This window comes from Octadecabacter sp. B2R22 (assembly GCF_018861045.1).
Classification (GTDB): domain Bacteria; phylum Pseudomonadota; class Alphaproteobacteria; order Rhodobacterales; family Rhodobacteraceae; genus Octadecabacter.
The window spans coordinates 1306150-1324772 of the sequence record NZ_JAHKQJ010000007.1 but is presented as its reverse complement, the minus strand read 5'-3'; the positions used below and the strand labels follow the sequence as shown (position 1 = coordinate 1324772).

The following is an 18623-nucleotide window of genomic DNA, read 5'->3' as shown; positions in this document are numbered from 1 at the left end:
AATTTCACGAGGCTGGTGCAGCGTCTTCCAGACGCAGTTGTGGGCTCTGTCGGCCCTGCCATGTGTTGATTTCCAAACGACCCGCAAGGTGGAACCGTGCGCCGTTATGGCCTTGTAGCATTGGGCCTATGGGACCATCCATCGCACCAAAGGCGATCGCATCGATGCGTGCGGAAATTCCGTCCCCAAAAGTCACCTTCAAGTGGTTCGCGCCAACAACCTTGGTGAAATTGATGGTGCAGTCGGGAAAGACAAAGCGCGGGGCGGCTGCTCCGGCGCCAAAAGGCCCTGCTTGTTCGATTTGCTCGATAAGTTCCACCGTTGCGGCACCGGGCATGAGCAACCCATCCACCTTGAGGTCAGCTGGCCCGATATCGCCAGCCCCCTGTTTACCAAGCAGTTCCGACAGGCGCTCCATCGCGGCATCAAGTTTATCGCGCGCCACGGTCAGTCCGGCGGCCATTTTATGCCCGCCGCCCTTGATCAAAAGCCCCTCAGCGGCACAACGCTGAATCGCAGCCCCAAGGTCGATACCCGTAACAGATCGGCCAGACCCCTTACCTTCGTCCCCATCCATGCCGATCACAATCGCGGGGCGGTTGGTCGCTTCCTTCAGGCGCGAAGCAACAATGCCGACAACACCGGGGTGCCAGCCTTCTCCGGCAGCCCAAACAAGGGGCCCAGTTTTGCCGCGAGTCTCGATCTGCTCAAGGGCCATGTCACGAACGGCTGATTCGATGTCGCGGCGCTCCGTGTTGAGCTGGTCCAACCTGTCTGCCATGGCTTGGGCTTCGCGAGGATCCGTCGTGGCCAACAGGCGCGCGCCAAGGTCCGCCTTGCCAATGCGACCGCCTGCGTTAACGCGGGGCCCAAGCAAGAACCCAAGGTGATAAGAACTGGGGGCTGTGTCCATTCGTGCCACGTCTGCCAGTGCCGTTATGCCGACCCTTTGACGTCGCGCCATCACCGTAAGTCCCTGACGCACAAAGGCACGGTTTACCCCGACAAGCGGTGCAACGTCCGCCACAGTGCCGAGCGCAACCAGGTCCAGAAGTGACATCAGGTCGGGTGTCTTCTTCCCGGCCTCACGTAGCTGACGGTTTGCTTCTACCAGCGCGAGGAACACAACACCAGCGGCACAAAGATGGGCCAGATCGCCGCTTTCATCTTGTCTGTTCGGGTTCACCACGGCCAACGCATCGGGCAGGGTTTCCCCACCTAAGTGGTGATCGAGAACAAGGACGTCGGCGCCCTTGGCGGCCTCAATCGGGCCATGAGACAGCGTGCCGCAATCGACGCAAATAATAAGGTCGTTGTCTTTGGCGAGGGCGGCCATTGCCTCATCGTTGGGGCCATACCCCTCGTCGATCCGGTCTGGGACATAAAGCGTCGGGCGCAGGTCAAACCCGCGTAACCAGTCGATCAACAATGCGGCAGACGTGCCACCATCAACGTCATAATCTGCAAAGATCGCAATTCTCTGGCGGGCCTGAGCCGCTGCTACAATCCGTGCCGCAGCGGGTTCCATGTCCTTCATGGATCGTGGGTCCGGCATCAAGTCGCGTAAGGTCGGAGCCAAGAATGCAGCCGCCTCGGTCGAGGGCACTCCACGCCGCACTAGTGTGCGGCAAACAGGCAAAGGCAGGCCAGTGTCCTGCACCATGGCTTCGGCCAAACGGTCATCTTCGACGCTGGGGCCAACCCAACAGCGCCCAGAGCTGGACTCGGAAACATCAAGAAATGCGCGGGGGGTACTTGGGCTATCATTCATCGCAGCCAATCCTAAGCTCCTGTTGCCAGATTCGCCACGTCCCATCTTCTTTGGTTCTTAAGTATCCTCGCCGAAGGCTGCCCGAAATTCGTAGAATTTCGGGCCACCCGCCCGCTGCAAGCGCAGATCGTCAGATCTTAAACAGGGTTGCGATATGTCATGCGGCGCACGGAACCCGTTTTGGATCGCATCAGGATCGTTTCGGCCGTCAAGAAACCTGGCTCGCGTTTGATGCCCTGCAATAGGGATCCATCAGTCACGCCCGTAGCTGCAAAAATCACGTCAGACGTCACCATGTCATCACGAGTGTAGACTCGGTCAAAGTTGGTGATGCCAGCCTTCGTTGCGCGACCACGTTCATCGTCATTGCGGAACAAGAGTTTGCCAAACATCTGCCCGCCCATGCATTTCAGTGCCGCAGCCGCCAGAACGCCTTCGGGTGCGCCGCCGCTGCCCATGTACATGTCGATACCTGTCGTGGCAGATTCAGCGCAGTGCATTACGCCAGCAACGTCTCCGTCTGTGATCAGGCGAATGGCAGCGCCAGTGCCGCGCAGTTCGGCGATCATCGCTTCGTGGCGGGGGCGTTCCAAAACGCAGACTGTAATATCATCGGTCGAACACCCTTTAGCCGCTGCAAGTGCTGAAACACGCTCGCTTGGGGACATGTCCATGGTCACGACGCCGTCGCGAAAGCCCGGGCCAATTGCCAGTTTGTCCATATAGACGTCAGGTGCGTGCAACATCGATCCGCGCGGGCCCATGGCGATCACGGTCAATGCGTTTGGCATGTCTTTTGCTGTGAGTGTCGTGCCTTCCAGCGGGTCCAGCGCAATATCAACACCCGGGCCTTTGCCTGATCCGACTTCTTCGCCGATGAACAACATCGGTGCTTCGTCGCGTTCGCCTTCGCCGATGACAACCACGCCCGCAATGTCGAGCTTGTTGAGCTGCTCGCGCATGGCGTTAACTGCCGCTTGGTCGGCGGCTTTTTCGTCACCGCGCCCGATGAGGGTCGCGCTGGCCAAGGCCGCGGCCTCGGAAACACGGGCAAGGCCAAGGGAAAGCATACGGTCATTAAAATCAGCAATTGGCATGAAAAGATCCTTTGTTTGTTCCTGTCGGCTTATCGGGTTGCCTTAGGCAGATGCAACACTGTGAGCGCTAACACCTGGCGGCTATTTCTCTGGCGCCTCAATTTCGATCCTGCGTGCCGACATCGCGAGGCCAGTCAGGGCGATTAGGCCGATCAACACAGCCACGCTGAGGATGGCTCGAATGTCCGCATAGGGCAGTTGCCCTACGTCGTTTGCATTGATCGCACCGATCCATAAAGCGGATGCAAAGGCTAATCTCCCCACGAAACTTTTGAGAGACAGCCAAGTTGCACGACTGTCATCGCTCAGCAGGGGTTGAATGCGACCCAAAATGAACGGGCGCGATAAGGCATCGGGCACCATGCGCAGCATTAAGAACACCAACACGATCGCACTTTCGGTCAAAGCCATGACGCCGGATATCGCGATTTGTAGGCCAAAGGCCGCCAACAAGAGAAGGGGTAGGCCGAACGCACGGCGCAGACGCAGGGCGAACAACGACGCAATGACGGAAATGCCCATCATTAAGGCAGTGATGACCCCGCTGACCAACGGCGCGGATGCTGCGAACCCGATGTCATTGAGTGTCGCAAGGATAAACGGTTGGCCAAACACAAATGGCAAATGGCTGAACCCATACATCAGCACGGTGAGTGCAAAGAACCATAGCAGGACTGGATTACGAAAGTTCGCGCCCAGATGGGACACACGCAGCAGCTCCGCGCCTTCAGCCATGGCCGTTTCGCGCGGTGGCTCAACAAATCGCAACGTGACCCAGATCAGGCCCAGCAGCGCGACTGCGCTGGCTCCGAACGGTAAAGCGGGCGAGATCAACGCCAATACGCCGCCGGTGACCGCAGACACGGCGAGGGCAATGAAAGAATACCGCCACGCGATCACTTCTTGGGTCTCAACCTCGTCGGCGCGGTCAATCGCGGCCAGACTTTCGTAAAGCATGGCTTCATCCGTGCCGCTTGCAAAAGCAGCGCCCATACCAATCAAGACCTGCCCCAAAGCGAAAACCACAAAACTGTCGCCTATCGCCAGTAAAGCGGTGCCTGTAACTGCCGCGCAGGCGCTGGCGATCAGAGTAAAACGGCGCCCCAACCGATCCGACATGTAGCCAGACGGGACCTCCAGCAGCGTCGTCGCAACGTCATAGACGGCATAAAGCAATATCGCTTGAGCGCCCGACAGGATGTCTTGAAAATACAGAAACCAAACGGCTTGCCAAAAGGTCAAGCTGCGCAAGAAACGTGACCAGCGATAGAGCGTGATATTGCGGGTGAGGGCGGTCTTCATGCCCTCACACTAGCAGCAATTGCGGGTAACGCTATTCGACTTCTTCGATGCGAATGGCGACGGGGTCACCTTGCACAACGGATTTGTCCATTGCGCTAAGGGCTTCGTCCAAGGCTGTGCGGGTGACTTTGTGGGTGACGATCAACACAGGCGCTGCCGTGTCGGCATGGCCGTATTGGCGCATCCGATCGATAGAGACACCGGCATCGCCCAAGACCGCAGCCACTTTCGCAAGCGCACCGGGTTTGTCGACGAGCTGGAAGCGCAGATAGTAGGGCGCGGGAACGGCTGCTTTCGCAGGGCGCGCCTTACGAAGGGTTGTGGCCGGTTGGCCAAAGGTCGCCAGACGCAAGCCACGTGCGATATCAATGACATCAGACATCACAGCACTGGCGGTTGGGCCTTCGCCCGCGCCTGCACCGCGCAATACGATTTGGCCTACGCTGTCGCCTTCGATAACCACCATATTGGTGCCGCCTTCAAGTTGCCCTAGAGGCGAGCTTGCTGGAACGAGACATGGAGACATCCGTTGTTCAAGGCCGCGGCCCGTCATCTGGGCTACACCAAGCAGTTTGATACGGAACCCCATGTCGTGGGCCGCGTCGATGTCCTCAAGGGTGATCGCCTGAATGCCTTCAAGTTCGACCGCATCGAAATCAACTTGTGTGCCAAACGCAACCGAAGACAACAGCGCCAGTTTGTGGCCAGCATCAATACCGCCAACATCCAGATTTGGGTCTGCTTCGAGGTAGCCGAGCTTGTCGGCCTCATCAAAAAGCGCATTGTAGCCCTGACGGGTCGCCTGCATCTGGGTGAGGATGTAGTTACAGGTGCCGTTCATCACACCCATAACACGGCTGATGTCATTGCCCGCCAGACCTTCGGTCAGGGCTTTCATCACGGGGATGCCGCCAGCGACGGCGGCTTCGTAGCGAATGACTTTGCCAGCGGCTTCGGCGGCTTCGGCCAAGGCCTGACCGTGGTGGGCGAGCATGGCTTTGTTTGCAGTGACCACATCTTTGCCTGCCGCGATCGCCGCTTCTGTGGCGTCTTTGGCAGGGCCTTCGTCGCCGCCCATGAGTTCAACAAAGACATCAACGTCATCACGTTTTGCCAGTGCGACGGGGTCGTCTTCCCATGCGTAATCAGTCAGCGGCACACCGCGGTCTTTGTCTTTTGATCGCGCGGACACGGCTGAAATCGCAATGGAGCGCCCAGTTCGTGCCTCAAGCAGGGCTGCGTGCTGGCGAATGATACGCACAACACCCACGCCAACAGTTCCAAGGCCAGCGATACCAAGACGAAGAGGAGTGGTCATAACGGGCGTCCTTTTAAGAAGATTGGCCGAAGCGGTGATTTACAGCCTGTTAGCGCGAGCGGGGCAAGACTTCAACGCACACCGCGCAGCATTCTCGCGCGAATGGCAGGCGCAATGACGGGCCCACGCAAGCCCGCTGCGCGCCCGCGCAGGTTTGCAAGGCGCGGCGAAATTTCTGTTTCGACCTCAGCGGCGCCCTGATCAGCGGCTTCTGCTTGCAATAAAAGTGGCCCAAGGGGGATCAGATCGGGTGCTGCGCCCTGCACCAGTTCGGGCGCGATTGTGCCGTCAAGCTCCGGAAATTGGGTGCAAGCGGACAGGGTCATCAACAGGAAGGCAGTCAAACGCATAAGGTATCCGATAAAGTTGGCCAGACCATAGATGTGCACGTGCGTGTGAACAAGGTGCGCAGTCGTCGGGCGGCGCGGCTTCGCCGCACATGATTGTAGGTGTGCGTGGCAGATGTGAACCAATCTCGGCAAGCGGATTTATTTGTGGGCAGGGTGTGAAGAGCCGCGTTTAGAGCAGAGGTGACTCCGGTGACATTCGAGCAATGGGGAAACAAGGGAGATGACGATGAAAGTTGGATTTATTGGATTGGGATAAGTTGGCGGAAAGCTCGCGGGGGCCATTTTGCGCAACGGGTTTGATCTACGTGTGCATGATCTTGATACCGATGCGGTCACTGGGCTCAATATCACCGCACCGGGTTTTCCAGCTGAAATAGACGATAATGAGCCCGAAGAACCGGGTTATGAGGTCGTGCCACCACGCTAATCGCTTTTCTTGGGCGCCTTGCAGCTTTAAAGGGAAGCGATCCAATGGAGGCAAACATGTCAGAACAAGACCCCATCGCGACCCTTTCTGCCTCGGCAGGGCGTCGAATTTTCGCTTACGGGACGGTTTTTGCCCTTGGCGCGCTGTTGATCTTGCTGGCGTTCAAGCAGCCGCCTTCTTTTGGGTGGCAGTTATTCCTTGTCCTGCTCGGCGCAGGGGCACTGGTTGTCGCCGAACGACTGCGCCGCGCGACTTTGGTTGGGCTGGTCCTGACCGAAACAGACCTGCGCGATACAACGGGTCATGTCCTGACGCGGCTTGATAACATTGCAGCGATTGACCGTGGTGCATTCGCCTTCAAACCGTCGCACGGATTTGTATTGCGCCTTCGCGAAAGTGGCGAGCGCGCTTGGGCACCCGGCCTGTGGTGGCGGTATTCAAAGCGTATCGGCGTGGGCGGCGTCACGCCGTCTGGTTCAGCCCGCTTTATGGCCGAACAGATCGCGCTTCGCGTTCAGCGATAAGCACACCACACCAGACCAATCTATCGGTTTTAGCTGTCGCCTGGGCAAATACGACCGCTGTCCGTGCCGTTGACGCTGTAACATAGGTTATTTGGCGACCAACGGTGGCGGGTATAGGTGGTGTTCTCAAAGGTGAACCCCTCAAGGCCGATTGCGTAGTAGGGCGCAAAGTCAACTGAGGTTTGCACAACGATGAGAATCTCGTTGTTTGGCATGATCGGGATGTCGGTTTTGACCAAACCGATCGTTGCAATTGAGGTGTCGTTATAATCGTCTCCACCGCCTTTGGCGCGGGACCAGACAACGCTGTGCGAGTCTGTATCGGCATCGTAGTCGATCACGCTTATACGCAGGCGCGTCAGGTTTGGAGACGACGTGAGGAAACGGTGCATTAGCCATGTATTCGTCATAAACGTATTGGTGATGTAGTCCGTTTGACGGCTCAGTGAGTCCGCGATCGTATAGTTGGCCTTTAGATTGATGGACTGATTTCGAAACGCGTCGAAGAAAACGAATGTTGCCATGACGACCACAAACAGCGTCGGAAACATGATCACCGATTCAATGACGACAGATCCTTCATCGTCGCGCCGCAACTTGGCTAAGCGATTTTTGATGAACTTCAACATGTTAGAGCGGCTCCATCACGAAGGCTGACGTCGCAACTAGGCGGTAGTAGCGGTCACTGTCGTCGTCGGCCATGCGCGACAGAAACCAACCAAGCCCGTAGTCTGGGAACATAGGTGCGGCGCGGGCGCAGGCGCGCACGAACATCATTTGGTTCGGAAGACCATTGTTAAACTCGATATCGCGCGCAAAGGGATCGGAACTGTCGATGCATTCTGGAACGGGGTCTACTTTACCTGCGCCTACACCATTGGTTGTTCGCAGATCGACTGTGACCATCTCCAGACGCAGTCTATCGGTGCATACAGGGATAAGGCCGGCAGCATTGCATACCATGACTTTCAAATCATCCTCGTCGATGATGCTACCCGTGTTCAAGCGGACTTCTCGGATAGCCATATCCAAGCCGCGTTCAAGCATCACGTGACGGGTTGTCAGCAGGCCGAGTTCGAACGCCGAAATCGTCAGGATCATGAACGGGATGAACATGATGCAAAATTCGATCGTTGGTCCGCCGTCTTCGCCGCGGCGGAATCCCCGAAGGAAACGTCCAATTGAAGTGAAACCATGTGTCATCACAGTGGTCCTTACTGGGTCAATTTGAGAGCGCGAATGTCAGACGCGATAGAGGAGAACGCATCGGTGATGTCTGCGCCGTCCACATCGAAGTAGTGGCTCGGAGAGCTGGCACAATCCGAAAGCGCTGTCTGGCCGCCGTATGGCGCTTCAAACGCAACTGTATAGATAATGATGCCTTGATCGCGTGCTGCCTCACAGATGTCGGACAGGCGATCATCTGCCTCGCCGCTATCTACGATATCGTAGTCGATTGAGGAATCTGCGTCGTTGTAGTCGGCATAGTAAATCACAATAGGGTCACCGTATGCATCGTATAGGTAGTTACCGTATTCGTCGCGTGCCCAGGCCGTACCTGCACTGTTCGGAATAGCGCCATGGCTTTTCGCACGAGACAGCAGGTCGTTGTTTACGCGGTTGTATTCCCACGTCGCAAACAGCTCCTGCCAAGACGCTTGGTGGACGTTGTTTGTATAGCGGTTCCCCATGCCTTCGACGGTCGTGAGGATAGATCCAGCTTCCCGCGCGGCAACGTATTCGGCGTTAGACGAGAAACCCTGCGGATAGGTTCTAAAACGTGTCGAGTTGGAGTTCGTGCCGACGTAGAAACGGTCGTCCTCATAGTAATATGGCGTTCTAAGTCCATCGTACTGGACAGAAATGTAGCTGCGGTGGACGTCCTCAAGATTCATGTCTTCGTAATCTGTCTGGTAGTTGTCGAGGTCAAACCAGATATAAGACATGTTGTTCTTGAAGCGATCATACAGGTCGTACTGCTGCGTGTTCGAGCCGTCGGTCATCAGAACGATGACTTTTGCGATGTCGCCCTGGTCGTGGGCTTGAGGGCGACCGTCCGCGATGGCTGGAACACTTGAATCGCTGTCAGCCGCCAGTGCAGTCACGATGGCCTGTGTGCTTGGGTCAAGCAGGGCGACGCCCCACTTCATGCCCATATCAATGGCCGTGTTGCCATATGGTTCAAGGGCATCAATCGCGTCATGCAACAGGTCTTCGTCTGTCGACAGCGGAACGATGGCGTTCATATCATTCTCGTGGTCGTGGCACCATGGATTCCCAATCGGCTCAGCGTCGGAAGAATACCAATCAGGGTCAAAGTGCGCCACGTGCGGGTAAGCGAAATCCAGATCAAGCTCAGTTGTTTCAAAGAGCGCGTCATTTTCGAACAATGGGCACGTTGAATAGTGATGAGTGCGATCGATAAGCAGATTACCGGTGTTAATGATATCCTGCCCAGGGTTCACAACCGCAGAGTATGGAACGATGGATATTGTGATCAGCCCGTTTGGCGCATTGGTGTTGTTTGCCAATACGGTCGACACAAATGTACGTGCCGCTGGGCGCAGGTTCTCGATACGTTCGTTGCGCGACATTGAGCCGGAGACGTCCAAAATAAGGGACACTTCGACGTCGGTCACACGTTCTTCGGCAGTGGAGGCACCCACAACGGTGAAAGTCGACAGGCCGGCGTTAAACGGGGTCAAAAAGACGTTGGGTAGGTCAAAGAAAAACAGTGGCATGTCAACTTTGGCGTTGGCTGTTACAACACGGTAGTTGATGCCCTCTTCGACGATCGGGTCGCCGTCCAAGAAGTCGATCATTCCAGCCTTGGTGAAATAGTCGATAACAATATCGGCGGGTGCTTCCGTCTGATCGAGGTCCGCAGCAGCAAGTGTCGCGCGGTCCAATGTGGCTTGCAGTTTTGCACGCGTTGTCTCGAAGCGCATCAAGTCAACGGCCATGCCGCCAAATGTCAAAATCAACACAAACAAAATCAGCGAGAAGATGATCATCGCGCCTTCGTCGTCTTTGCGGAAACGTCCAAGATGCCGTGACACGGCGTTTTGGGTCGTTTTGATTGGGTTTAACATATGTTTCATCTCATTATCCTCAAAGCCCCGACGCGAAATGCGGAATCGGACTCGTCCTACTGGTTGAAGTCCTTAGAACATTGGCAAATGGCAGAATTAGGGCGAATTGCGGCGACAACTGGTTAACACGTCGCCATTTCTGGGACGGTTCAACCCTTTTTCTCGGATTGTCGTCAGTTCGAAGACGATTGGATGGCCCGTGGGGGGGCGGTTTGGGACCGTCCGCCTTCTGGATTGACGAGGCAGGCAGAAAATTTCTTACCGCCAAATTAAATTGCCCAATTTTTAAGCGAATCGTGGTTAAGCTGATTTCACCGCTCAAGGTTGGTTAACCTGGCATCAGGATTTTCCGCTTAGGCGGTCGGTGTATAAGTCATGAAAGGACCCCTCGTGAGCACCCAAACTGAACACGTGAAAGAACCCTCTTTTCGCGAAAGCGTTGATATTATGTTTAACCGCGCAGTCGCGCTTATGGACTTGCCGTTAGGGCTCGAAGAAAAAATCCGCGTCTGTAATGCGACCTACACGGTCCGTTTCGGGGTACGTCTGCGCGGTAAGATTGAAACGTTTACCGGTTATCGTTCCGTGCACTCCGAACATATGGAACCTGTGAAAGGCGGCATTCGCTTTTCCACGGGCGTGAACCAAAACGAGGTTGAGGCATTGGCCGCCTTGATGACTTACAAATGCGCATTGGTCGAAACGCCCTTTGGCGGATCCAAAGGTGGCTTGTGCATTGACCCGCGCGAATGGAATGAGGACGAGATGGAGCGGATTACACGCCGCTTCGCTTATGAGCTCGCCAAGCGCGATCTGATTCACCCATCCCAAAACGTGCCTGCGCCGGATATGGGCACGGGCGAACGTGAAATGGCTTGGATCGCGGATCAGTATCGCCGCATGAACACGACGGACATCAATGCGGCGGCCTGTGTCACAGGTAAACCGACCAATGCCGGCGGTATTCAGGGCCGCGTCGAGGCAACGGGGAGGGGCGTGCAATATGCGCTTCAAGAATTCTTCCGCCACCCGGAAGACATCAAGAAGGCGGGCCTTTCGGGCAAGCTGGACGGTAAACGTGTTGTCGTTCAGGGGTTGGGCAACGTGGGCTATCATGCCGCGTCGTTCCTGCGCTCAGAAGACGGCAGCCTGATCACGGGGATTATTGAACGCGATGGTGCCCTGTCTGATCCCAATGGGATCGACGTCGAAGCTGTCCATGCATGGATCGTCAAACACGGTGGCGTAAAGGGCTACCCTGATGCGACATATGTTGAAGACGGCGCGTCGGTTCTGGAGCAGGATTGCGACATTCTGATCCCAGCTGCTCTCGAAGGGGTCATCAACCTGACCAATGCCGCCAATATCAAAGCGCCGCTGATCATTGAAGCCGCGAACGGGCCGGTTACGGCGGGCGCCGATGATATCCTGCGAGACAAGGGCACGGTTATCATTCCGGATATGTATGCCAACGCGGGCGGTGTGACGGTGTCCTATTTTGAATGGGTCAAAAACCTCAGTCACATCCGGTTTGGTCGCATGCAGCGTCGCCAAGAAGAAAGCCGCCACGAATTGATCGTGGGAGAGCTTGAACGCCTCAGCAAGCATCTGGGCGATCAATGGTCGATGACGCCGGACTTTAAGGGCAAGTATCTGCGTGGCGCGGACGAGTTGGAACTCGTGCGTTCTGGGCTGGATGACACGATGCGCACGGCCTACCAAGCCATGCGTGAGGTTTGGCATGCCCGCGATGATGTGCATGATCTACGCACGGCAGCCTATCTGGTGTCGATTGACCGCGTCGCCAAAAGCTATCGCGCAAAAGGTCTTTAGCACCCCCTTTGACGTCAAAAACGAGGGCAGGCGCATGCGTCTGCCCTTTTTTCGAGGGGTGTTGCTGTGCCCTTGGAGTTTTGACTTTACCACTTGGCGCTGGGCAGGTCGCGGTCAGAACCGCTTTTGTCGAAATGCGGCATTGCGGTTGCCGCTGGCTTGGCTAGGGTTTGGAGCAAGCAAGGGGATGTTATGGGATTGTTCAGCGGCTATTCCGGACTAAAGGTCATCAAAGAAGGGCTGATGGGGCACAAAGGGTGGAAACCTGTTTGGCGCAACCCAGACCCTAAGCCTGAATACGATGTGATTGTCATCGGTGGCGGCGGCCATGGATTGTCGACAGCTTACTATTTGGCAAAAGAACACGGCATCACCAATGTTGCGGTACTCGAAAAGGGCTATCTGGGCGGCGGCAATGTGGGCCGTAATACAACGATCGTTCGGGCAAACTACCTGCTTCCTGGAAATTCCGAATTTTACTCTCATTCCCTGAAGCTCTGGGAGGGGATGGAACAAGATCTCAACTACAACACGATGATGTCGCAACGCGGTGTGCTGAACCTGTTTCACTCTGACGGCCAACGTGATGCCTTTGCGCGGCGCGGCAATGCGATGATCAACCAAGGCGATGATGCAGAGCTTTTGGACCGTGAGGCCGTGCGCGAGCATGTTCCGTTTATTGATTTCGATAACGTCCGGTTTCCTGTCTACGGCGGCCTTTTGCACAAACGGGGCGGCACGGCGCGCCATGATGCCGTTGCGTGGGGCTATGCGCGCGGCGCAGACCAGCGCGGCGTCGATCTGATTCAGAATTGCGAAGTGACGGGCATTGATATCGAAGGCGGTGTTGTCAAAGGCGTGCAGACCACGCGCGGTGCGATCCGCGCCAAGAAAGTTGCAATCGTTGTCGCTGGCCGTTCGGGGGAGGTCGCGCAGATGGCGGGCCTGCGCCTACCAATTGAAAGCCACATCTTGCAGGCGTTTGTGTCCGAAGGGCTGAAGCCGATCCTTGATACGGTTGTCAGCTTTGGCATGGGGCACTTCTACATCAGCCAGTCGGACAAAGGCGGGTTGGTGTTTGGCGGGGATCTGGACTTTTATGCCTCCTATGCGGCGCGGGGCAATCTGCCCATGGCCGAACATGTGATGGATGCTGCGATGACGCTGATGCCCGCTATTGGCAAGGCAAAGGTCCTGCGGTCATGGGGTGGCATAATGGACATGTCCGCTGACGGATCGCCCATTATTGATAAGTCAGGGATCGAAGGGCTCTATCTCAATTGCGGTTGGTGCTACGGCGGGTTCAAGGCCGTGCCTGGGTCAGGTTTTTCGTATGCTCATCTTATTGCCCAAGATCGCCATCATGAGCCCGCAGCCAAATTCCGCCTCGATCGGTTCCGTACGGGCGTCGGGCTTTTGGATGAAGAGGGCACGGGCTCTCAACACAACTTACACTAACTCAACTTAAATTCACTATTGGAGAGACACCTAAATGCGTTTCGTTACTACCTTCTTATTTATTCTCGGCCTTGCAGCGTGCCAGACAACGACAATGTCAACAACAACGACTCCGACTGAGCCTTCACCTGCAATGATTGCATCTGGTGACGAGATCGTTGCGAGGCTCAGTAGTCGCCAAGGGCAGCAGCTCTCTCCAGATGTGACCTTTGGACCGACGTCCCGCTCTGGAAATACTGTCACAGGTGTGCTCGTTGTAAACAAGAGGCTTTCGGACATCTTGCGCCAATACCGCCGCGGTGAATTGCAGGGCTACCTTCGCAGCGTTCTCCGGGATGGCCAATGTGAGGATGCGCTGTCTCGTGAGTTCATTGATGCTGGTGGCAGGTTCCGGATCAATATGACGGACCCAAGCAATACAATCATCGCAACCACAACGATTTCCAACTGCTAAGAAAAACTCATGCGCCTGCCTTGCCTCATATGCGGAGATCGGGACCGCAGCGAATTTTTCGACCAAGGCGCGGCTGTTGCTTTGGATCGTCCTGCGAGTGATGCTGGGGCGGGCGCGTGGGACGAAGAGGGCACTGGCTCACAACATAATCTTCATTAGTGAAATTTCTAAAAGGAGCATCTAAATTGGTTTTCATTCGTCGTATCGTTTCCGTTCTAGGTCTAACCGTTTTAGCGGCGTGCACCGCAGTGCCGCAGTCAGAGCCATGCCAAAACCCACAGGCATGCCTTATGTCTGGATTGATGGTGCAAGGCATGGCGCCGGCGATTGGGCAGGATTTTGGCGGAGGTGTAACCTTGGGCAATGTTCAAGCCGCTGGTGCACTTGTGGTGTTTGATCTGAAATTGCCAATTGGCGCGGCGGGTTTGGAAACTGTCCAGAAACGCGCACTGCATGACGTCGCCTCTCAGGGCTTTGTTACGGGGTTTTGCAACAAAGCCTCAGGCGATGCAGATGTGTTCCAGTTCGGCAACGCCTACCAAGTCCGCACCGTTGGCAGTGACGGCATCGTCATTGGTGCATCGACCCTGCGAAGTTGCGGAGGCTGATATGCGTTTGCCTTGTCCTTTGTGCGGAGAACGGGACCGTCGCGAGTTTTACTACCAAGGGGCCGCTGTGACCTTGGACCGCCCAGCGCGGGAAGCGGGCGACGCTGCATGGGATGATTACCTGCATAATCGTGACAATCCAGCTGGGGACACCCGTGATCTTTGGCACCATGAAGCGGGCTGCGGTGCGTGGATCGTGGTGCACCGCAACACGGTCACGCACGAAGTTTATGGCGCAGAACTGGCACAAAAGGCAAAGCCATGAGGGTTCAGGGCAAAGGTCTAAATGCGAACGGCGCACCGTTGACGTTCACGTTTGACGGGCAAGAATATCAGGGGCGTGAAGGCGATACCTTGGCGGCGGCATTGCTCGCCAATGGGCAGCGTTTGGTGGGCCGCTCGTTCAAATATCATCGCCCGCGTGGGGTACTGTCGGCCGGATCAGAAGAGCCAAACGCTCTGGTGACCATCGGGAAGGGCGCTGGGCAAGACCCTAACATCCGCGCCACCACACAGGAACTATATGACGGGCTAGAGGCGCGATCACAAAATGCTTGGCCGTCATTGAAAAACGACGTCATGGCGGTGAACGACCTGATGTCCCCGTTTTTGAGTGCTGGGTTCTATTACAAAACATTTATGTGGCCCAAAGCGTTCTGGGAAAAGGTCTATGAACCCATCATTCGGCGCGCCGCTGGGCTTGGCGCTTTGTCGGGTGAAACCAACGAGGACACCTACGAAAAGGCCTTTGCGCATTGTGATGTGCTGGTGATTGGCGCGGGGCCTGCTGGGATTATGGCGGCTTTGACGGCGGCACGCGCTGGGCTGGATGTTATCCTCGCGGACGAGGACAGTCGCATGGGTGGCCGTTTGTTGGCCGAAACCTATGACGTGGATGGGCAGGCAGGGGCTGATTGGGCGGCGGAACAGATTGCCGCGTTGAACGCCATGGAAAACGTGCGCCTCATGCCGCGCACGACCGTCACAGGGGCCTATGATCAGGGGACCTACAGCGCGCTCGAACGGGTCGGGCATCACCGTGCCGACCGGACAGGCCCGCGCGAGTGTTTTTGGCGGATCGTGGCAAAACGTTCGATCCTGTGTGCTGGTGCATTGGAACGTCCCATTGCGTTCCCGAACAATGATCGCCCCGGTATCATGACAGCGGGCGCGGTGCGCAGCTATTTGAACCGATGGGGCGTGGCGCCGGGGCAGGCGGTCACAGTGTTTGCCAACAATGACGACGCCCACCGCACGGCGCTGGATTTCATCGACGCTGGAGTGACGGTGGCTGGTGTGATCGACAGCCGTGACAGCGCACATGCACTGGGCGATTACCCTTTGCTCAAAGGCGGGCAAGTGATCGCCACGAAGGGGCGGCATGGGCTGACATCGATCACGGTTCAGCACGCGGGCGGCACCGAAGAAATCGCGACAGATTGCCTTGCGATGTCGGGCGGTTGGAACCCGGCTGTGCATTTGACATGCCACATGAACGGGCGCCCCACTTGGTCTGATGACATCCTTAGCTTTGTTCCCACCGAAGGGTCCGTGCCGAATATGTCCGTTGCGGGGGCGGCGAATGGTGTCTTTTCCACGCTCGGCTGTCTTCAAGATGGGATCGATACTGCGCAAGGCATCTTGGCCGATCTTGGGGTGAATTCTACTGATGTAGAAACGCCAAGCGCCGATGACACGCCGTACAGGATCGAACCGCTGTGGCAAGTCGAAGGGAAAGGCCGCAAGTGGCTGGATTTTCAGAATGACGTGACCGTCAAAGACATCCGGCTTGCGGCGTTGGAAAATTTCCGCAGCGTGGAACACATGAAACGCTACACCACGCAGGGCATGGCGACGGATCAGGGCAAAAATTCGAACGTTGCGGCTTTGGCGGTGCTGGCGGATGCGACTGGACGGGGCATTCCTGAAACGGGCACGACGACCTTCCGCCCGCCGTATTCGCCCGTTGCAATTGCTGCTATGGGGGCTGGATCACAAGGGCACGGGTTTGCACCTGAACGGTTGATGACTTCGCACCACGCCACTACCAGCCGAGGCGCGCCGATGATCGAGGCGGGACTGTGGTATCGCCCCAGTTATTTCCCGCGTTCTGGTGAGGAAACTTGGCTTGAAAGTTGCAACCGCGAGGTCGCGATGGTGCGCGGCGCAGTCGGGATTTGTGATGTTAGCACCTTGGGCAAGATCGACATTCAAGGGCCGGACGCTGCTGCGTTTTTAGATTTCGTCTACTGCAATACGTTTTCCACGCTGAAGGAAAACCGCGTGCGATATGGGTTGATGCTGCGCGAGGACGGCCATGTGATGGATGACGGCACCACGGCGCGTTTGGGGCCAAACCACTATGTGATGACGACGACGACCGCGGCAGCGGGCCAAGTCATGCGCCACCTTGATTGGGTGTCTCAAGCGCTGCGGCCTGATCTTGATGTCCGATTTGCCAGCGTGACCGAACAATGGGCGCAATTTGCTGTTGCTGGCCTGAAATCACGGGATTTGTTGAACACGATTTTGGACGATGAAATCGACAATGACAGCTGGCCGTTCATGGCGTGCGGGTCCGTTGGGATCAGCGGTGTTCAGGGGCGGTTGTTCCGCATCTCGTTTTCGGGGGAACATGCTTATGAAATTGCCGTCCCGTCCCGTTATGGCGCGTCCCTTTTCGGGCAGTTAACTGCACAAGCCGAAGCCATGGGTGGCGGCGCTTACGGAATGGAAGCGCTCAACGTTATGCGGATCGAAAAGGGGTTCATCACCCACGCGGAAATCCACGGTCGCACAACTGCGTTTGATATCGGGTTTGACCGGATGGTGAGCCAGAAGAAAGACTGTATCGGCAACGCCGCCTCGCGCCGCGAAGGGTTGCTTGATTCTCAGCGCGAACAGCTTGTTGGCCTAAAACCTGTCGAGGCGGATGGAAAACTCACCTCTGGTGCGCATCTTTTCGTCGAAGGGGCGGATGCTGTGCGTCTGAACTCTCAGGGCTATGTCACGTCGGTATGTTTTTCGCCGACCCTTGGCCACGACCTTGGCCTTGCGTTCATCAAAGATGGGCCGAACCGATACGGTGAACATGTGATGTTGGTGGATCACCTGCGCGACGTGCGGACCCTATGCGAAGTCTGTCACCCTGGGTTCTTTGATCCAGAAGGGGGACTGGCCCGTGGTTAAACTGATTGCGAAATCTCCGTGCATGGGGCTGCTGCCCAAAACGATCGGCGCTGTTGATCTGGCCGAAGTCGAACCCGCGTCGATCACATTGATCGCGCCATATGCGGGACAGACGAAAGCCGTATCCGCCGCTTTGAAGGACGCTTTAGGGGTAACGTTTCCCGCCCCCAACCGCGCCGTTGGCACGGGCGCACGGGCCGTTTGGTGTGGCATTGGGCAGGCTTTGCTGATCGGGGCGAACTGCCCAGATCTAAAAGGTGCCGCCTGTATCGATCAATCGGACGCTTGGGCGATTGTGCGGATTGACGGTGTTGATGCCGCCGCTGTCTTGGCACGGCTCACGCCTGTTGATTTGCGGAACAGTCAGTTCAAATCCGGCCACACGGCACGCACCTTGGTTGGTCACATGACCGCGAGCATCACCCGTGTTGGCGCGCATTCATTCGAAGTGATGGTCATGCGCTCCATGGCTGCAACGCTGGCGCATGAGCTTGAACAGGCCGCTGAAAACATGGCCGCACGGGCGAATGCCTAGCAAACGATCATTAACGCTTCGACGAGCACCTCAACGCCGGTGTCCCGTAACGCGTCGATGACCAATTTTTGGTCTTCGTTCAGCGGCCATTCGGAAACAGATATCTGACGTAATTTCGGCAAGCTGCGCAGGACAGAGAAATCATCGGGCAGCGTTGCATCCACGAAGTCCAGTCGCTCAATTGACGGGTGATTGCGCAATCCTGCGAGGGACGTCACGTCGGCACCGTCCAGATTTAGATCTTTGAGCGAGCGCAATTCTTGCACAAACGAAAGATCACCAACAAAATTTGCACCAATGGCAAGTTCTTCAAGATGTCGCAGCTGGCCGATAGGGCTAAAGTCGTCGACTGATAGGCCTTGTGCATGCAAAAGGCGCAGGTTCGGGAAGTTGCTAAGGCCGCTCAGATCGCTCACTTGGGTCACCCCGATGTGGAGCTCTTTCAATTGCGACATTGCGGCGATGTCCGACAAATTGCTGAAATTTGTGTAGCTCGTCATGAGTGCTGTAACGTGGCTCATTTGTGCAACGGGGGTGTAATCTTCGACCAATTGACTGTCGAGGTTCAGCCGCCCGCATTCGGACCGCACACAGTCGTCGATCACTGTCCGCCCAAGCAAGAGACGTTCTTCTCTTGTTGTGACCTGAGAGCCGGGGTCGGTCAT

The 18623-nt window shown here is 56.5% G+C and carries 17 protein-coding genes and 2 pseudogenes; 10 read left to right on the top strand and 9 right to left on the bottom strand.

Translation table 11 applies throughout. From position 1 onward, the window contains the following. Positions 1 to 4: 4 nt before the first annotated feature. The 5 genes from recJ to KO486_RS12005 form a co-directional block, all read right to left on the bottom strand. Positions 5 to 1771, bottom strand: a complete 1767-nt coding sequence (recJ, locus tag KO486_RS12025; RefSeq protein WP_216037462.1) for a single-stranded-DNA-specific exonuclease RecJ — start codon at positions 1769 to 1771, stop codon at positions 5 to 7. Positions 1772 to 1908: 137 nt separating this feature from the next. Then, positions 1909 to 2868 carry a class II fructose-bisphosphatase gene (gene glpX / locus KO486_RS12020; protein ID WP_216037461.1) on the bottom strand — a complete coding sequence of 320 codons (960 nt, stop codon included), beginning with the start codon at positions 2866 to 2868 and terminating at the stop codon, positions 1909 to 1911. An 81-nt stretch (positions 2869 to 2949) separates the two neighbouring features. Then, complete coding sequence (locus KO486_RS12015) at positions 2950 to 4170, bottom strand: MFS transporter (RefSeq protein ID WP_216037460.1); 1221 nt, start codon at positions 4168 to 4170, stop codon at positions 2950 to 2952. 31 nt (positions 4171 to 4201) lie between these two features. After that, positions 4202 to 5488, bottom strand: a complete 1287-nt coding sequence (locus KO486_RS12010; RefSeq protein ID WP_216037459.1) for a homoserine dehydrogenase — start codon at positions 5486 to 5488, stop codon at positions 4202 to 4204. Between the two features lie 71 nt (positions 5489 to 5559). Beyond that, complete coding sequence (locus tag KO486_RS12005; RefSeq protein ID WP_216037458.1) at positions 5560 to 5838, bottom strand: hypothetical protein; 279 nt, start codon at positions 5836 to 5838, stop codon at positions 5560 to 5562. A 226-nt stretch (positions 5839 to 6064) separates the two neighbouring features. On the opposite strand from KO486_RS12005, the pseudogene KO486_RS12000 reads away from it, so the two are divergent. Continuing rightward, positions 6065 to 6172, top strand: a pseudogene (locus tag KO486_RS12000) (NAD(P)-binding domain-containing protein); the annotation flags it as partial. Between the two features lie 149 nt (positions 6173 to 6321). Beyond that, entirely contained in the window at positions 6322 to 6789 is a 468-nt protein-coding gene (locus KO486_RS11995; protein WP_252734654.1) for a hypothetical protein, read from the top strand. 29 nt (positions 6790 to 6818) lie between these two features. Here the strand turns inward: KO486_RS11995 and KO486_RS11990 are convergent, their stop codons facing one another. Genes KO486_RS11990 through KO486_RS11980 form a run of 3 tightly spaced genes read right to left on the bottom strand, consistent with a single transcriptional unit; the run spans position 6819 to position 9890 of the window. Then, positions 6819 to 7418 (bottom strand): hypothetical protein, encoded by a 600-nt coding sequence (locus KO486_RS11990; protein ID WP_216037456.1) that lies wholly within the window; start codon positions 7416 to 7418, stop codon positions 6819 to 6821. A 1-nt stretch (position 7419) separates the two neighbouring features. After that, positions 7420 to 7992 carry a pilus assembly protein gene (locus tag KO486_RS11985; RefSeq protein WP_216037455.1) on the bottom strand — a complete coding sequence of 191 codons (573 nt, stop codon included), beginning with the start codon at positions 7990 to 7992 and terminating at the stop codon, positions 7420 to 7422. An 11-nt stretch (positions 7993 to 8003) separates the two neighbouring features. Continuing rightward, positions 8004 to 9890, bottom strand: a complete 1887-nt coding sequence (locus tag KO486_RS11980; protein ID WP_216037454.1) for a TadE/TadG family type IV pilus assembly protein — start codon at positions 9888 to 9890, stop codon at positions 8004 to 8006. 381 nt (positions 9891 to 10271) lie between these two features. Between KO486_RS11980 and KO486_RS11975 the strand changes: the two genes are divergently transcribed. The 8 genes and pseudogenes from KO486_RS11975 (at position 10272) to KO486_RS11945 (ending at position 17958) form a co-directional block, all read left to right on the top strand. Further along, the gene (locus tag KO486_RS11975) at positions 10272 to 11714 is read left to right on the top strand and encodes a Glu/Leu/Phe/Val dehydrogenase (RefSeq protein WP_216037453.1); all 1443 of its coding nucleotides are present in this window, start codon (positions 10272 to 10274) and stop codon (positions 11712 to 11714) included. A 192-nt stretch (positions 11715 to 11906) separates the two neighbouring features. Further along, positions 11907 to 13172, top strand: coding sequence for a sarcosine oxidase subunit beta family protein (locus KO486_RS11970; RefSeq protein WP_216037452.1), 1266 nt, complete (start codon positions 11907 to 11909; stop codon positions 13170 to 13172). Between the two features lie 94 nt (positions 13173 to 13266). Next, positions 13267 to 13626: a hypothetical protein gene (locus KO486_RS11965; protein WP_216037451.1), complete on the top strand. Its 360-nt coding sequence runs from the start codon at positions 13267 to 13269 to the stop codon at positions 13624 to 13626. Positions 13627 to 13635: 9 nt separating this feature from the next. Next, positions 13636 to 13749 (top strand): annotated as a pseudogene (locus KO486_RS16475) (sarcosine oxidase subunit delta); the annotation flags it as partial. A 167-nt stretch (positions 13750 to 13916) separates the two neighbouring features. Further along, complete coding sequence (locus tag KO486_RS11960; RefSeq protein ID WP_216037450.1) at positions 13917 to 14234, top strand: hypothetical protein; 318 nt, start codon at positions 13917 to 13919, stop codon at positions 14232 to 14234. Position 14235: 1 nt separating this feature from the next. Next, complete coding sequence (locus tag KO486_RS11955; protein ID WP_216037449.1) at positions 14236 to 14499, top strand: sarcosine oxidase subunit delta; 264 nt, start codon at positions 14236 to 14238, stop codon at positions 14497 to 14499. Next, positions 14496 to 17423 (top strand): sarcosine oxidase subunit alpha family protein, encoded by a 2928-nt coding sequence (locus KO486_RS11950; RefSeq protein ID WP_216037448.1) that lies wholly within the window; start codon positions 14496 to 14498, stop codon positions 17421 to 17423. The genes KO486_RS11955 and KO486_RS11950 overlap by 4 nt, the downstream gene beginning before the upstream one ends. Further along, positions 17416 to 17958: a sarcosine oxidase subunit gamma gene (locus KO486_RS11945; protein WP_216037447.1), complete on the top strand. Its 543-nt coding sequence runs from the start codon at positions 17416 to 17418 to the stop codon at positions 17956 to 17958. Before KO486_RS11950 ends, KO486_RS11945 begins: the two co-directional genes overlap by 8 nt. Here KO486_RS11945 and KO486_RS11940 read toward each other — a convergent pair. Then, positions 17955 to 18623, bottom strand: coding sequence for a hypothetical protein (locus tag KO486_RS11940; protein WP_216037446.1), 669 nt, complete (start codon positions 18621 to 18623; stop codon positions 17955 to 17957). The two genes, KO486_RS11945 and KO486_RS11940, sit on opposite strands and share 4 nt — an antisense overlap.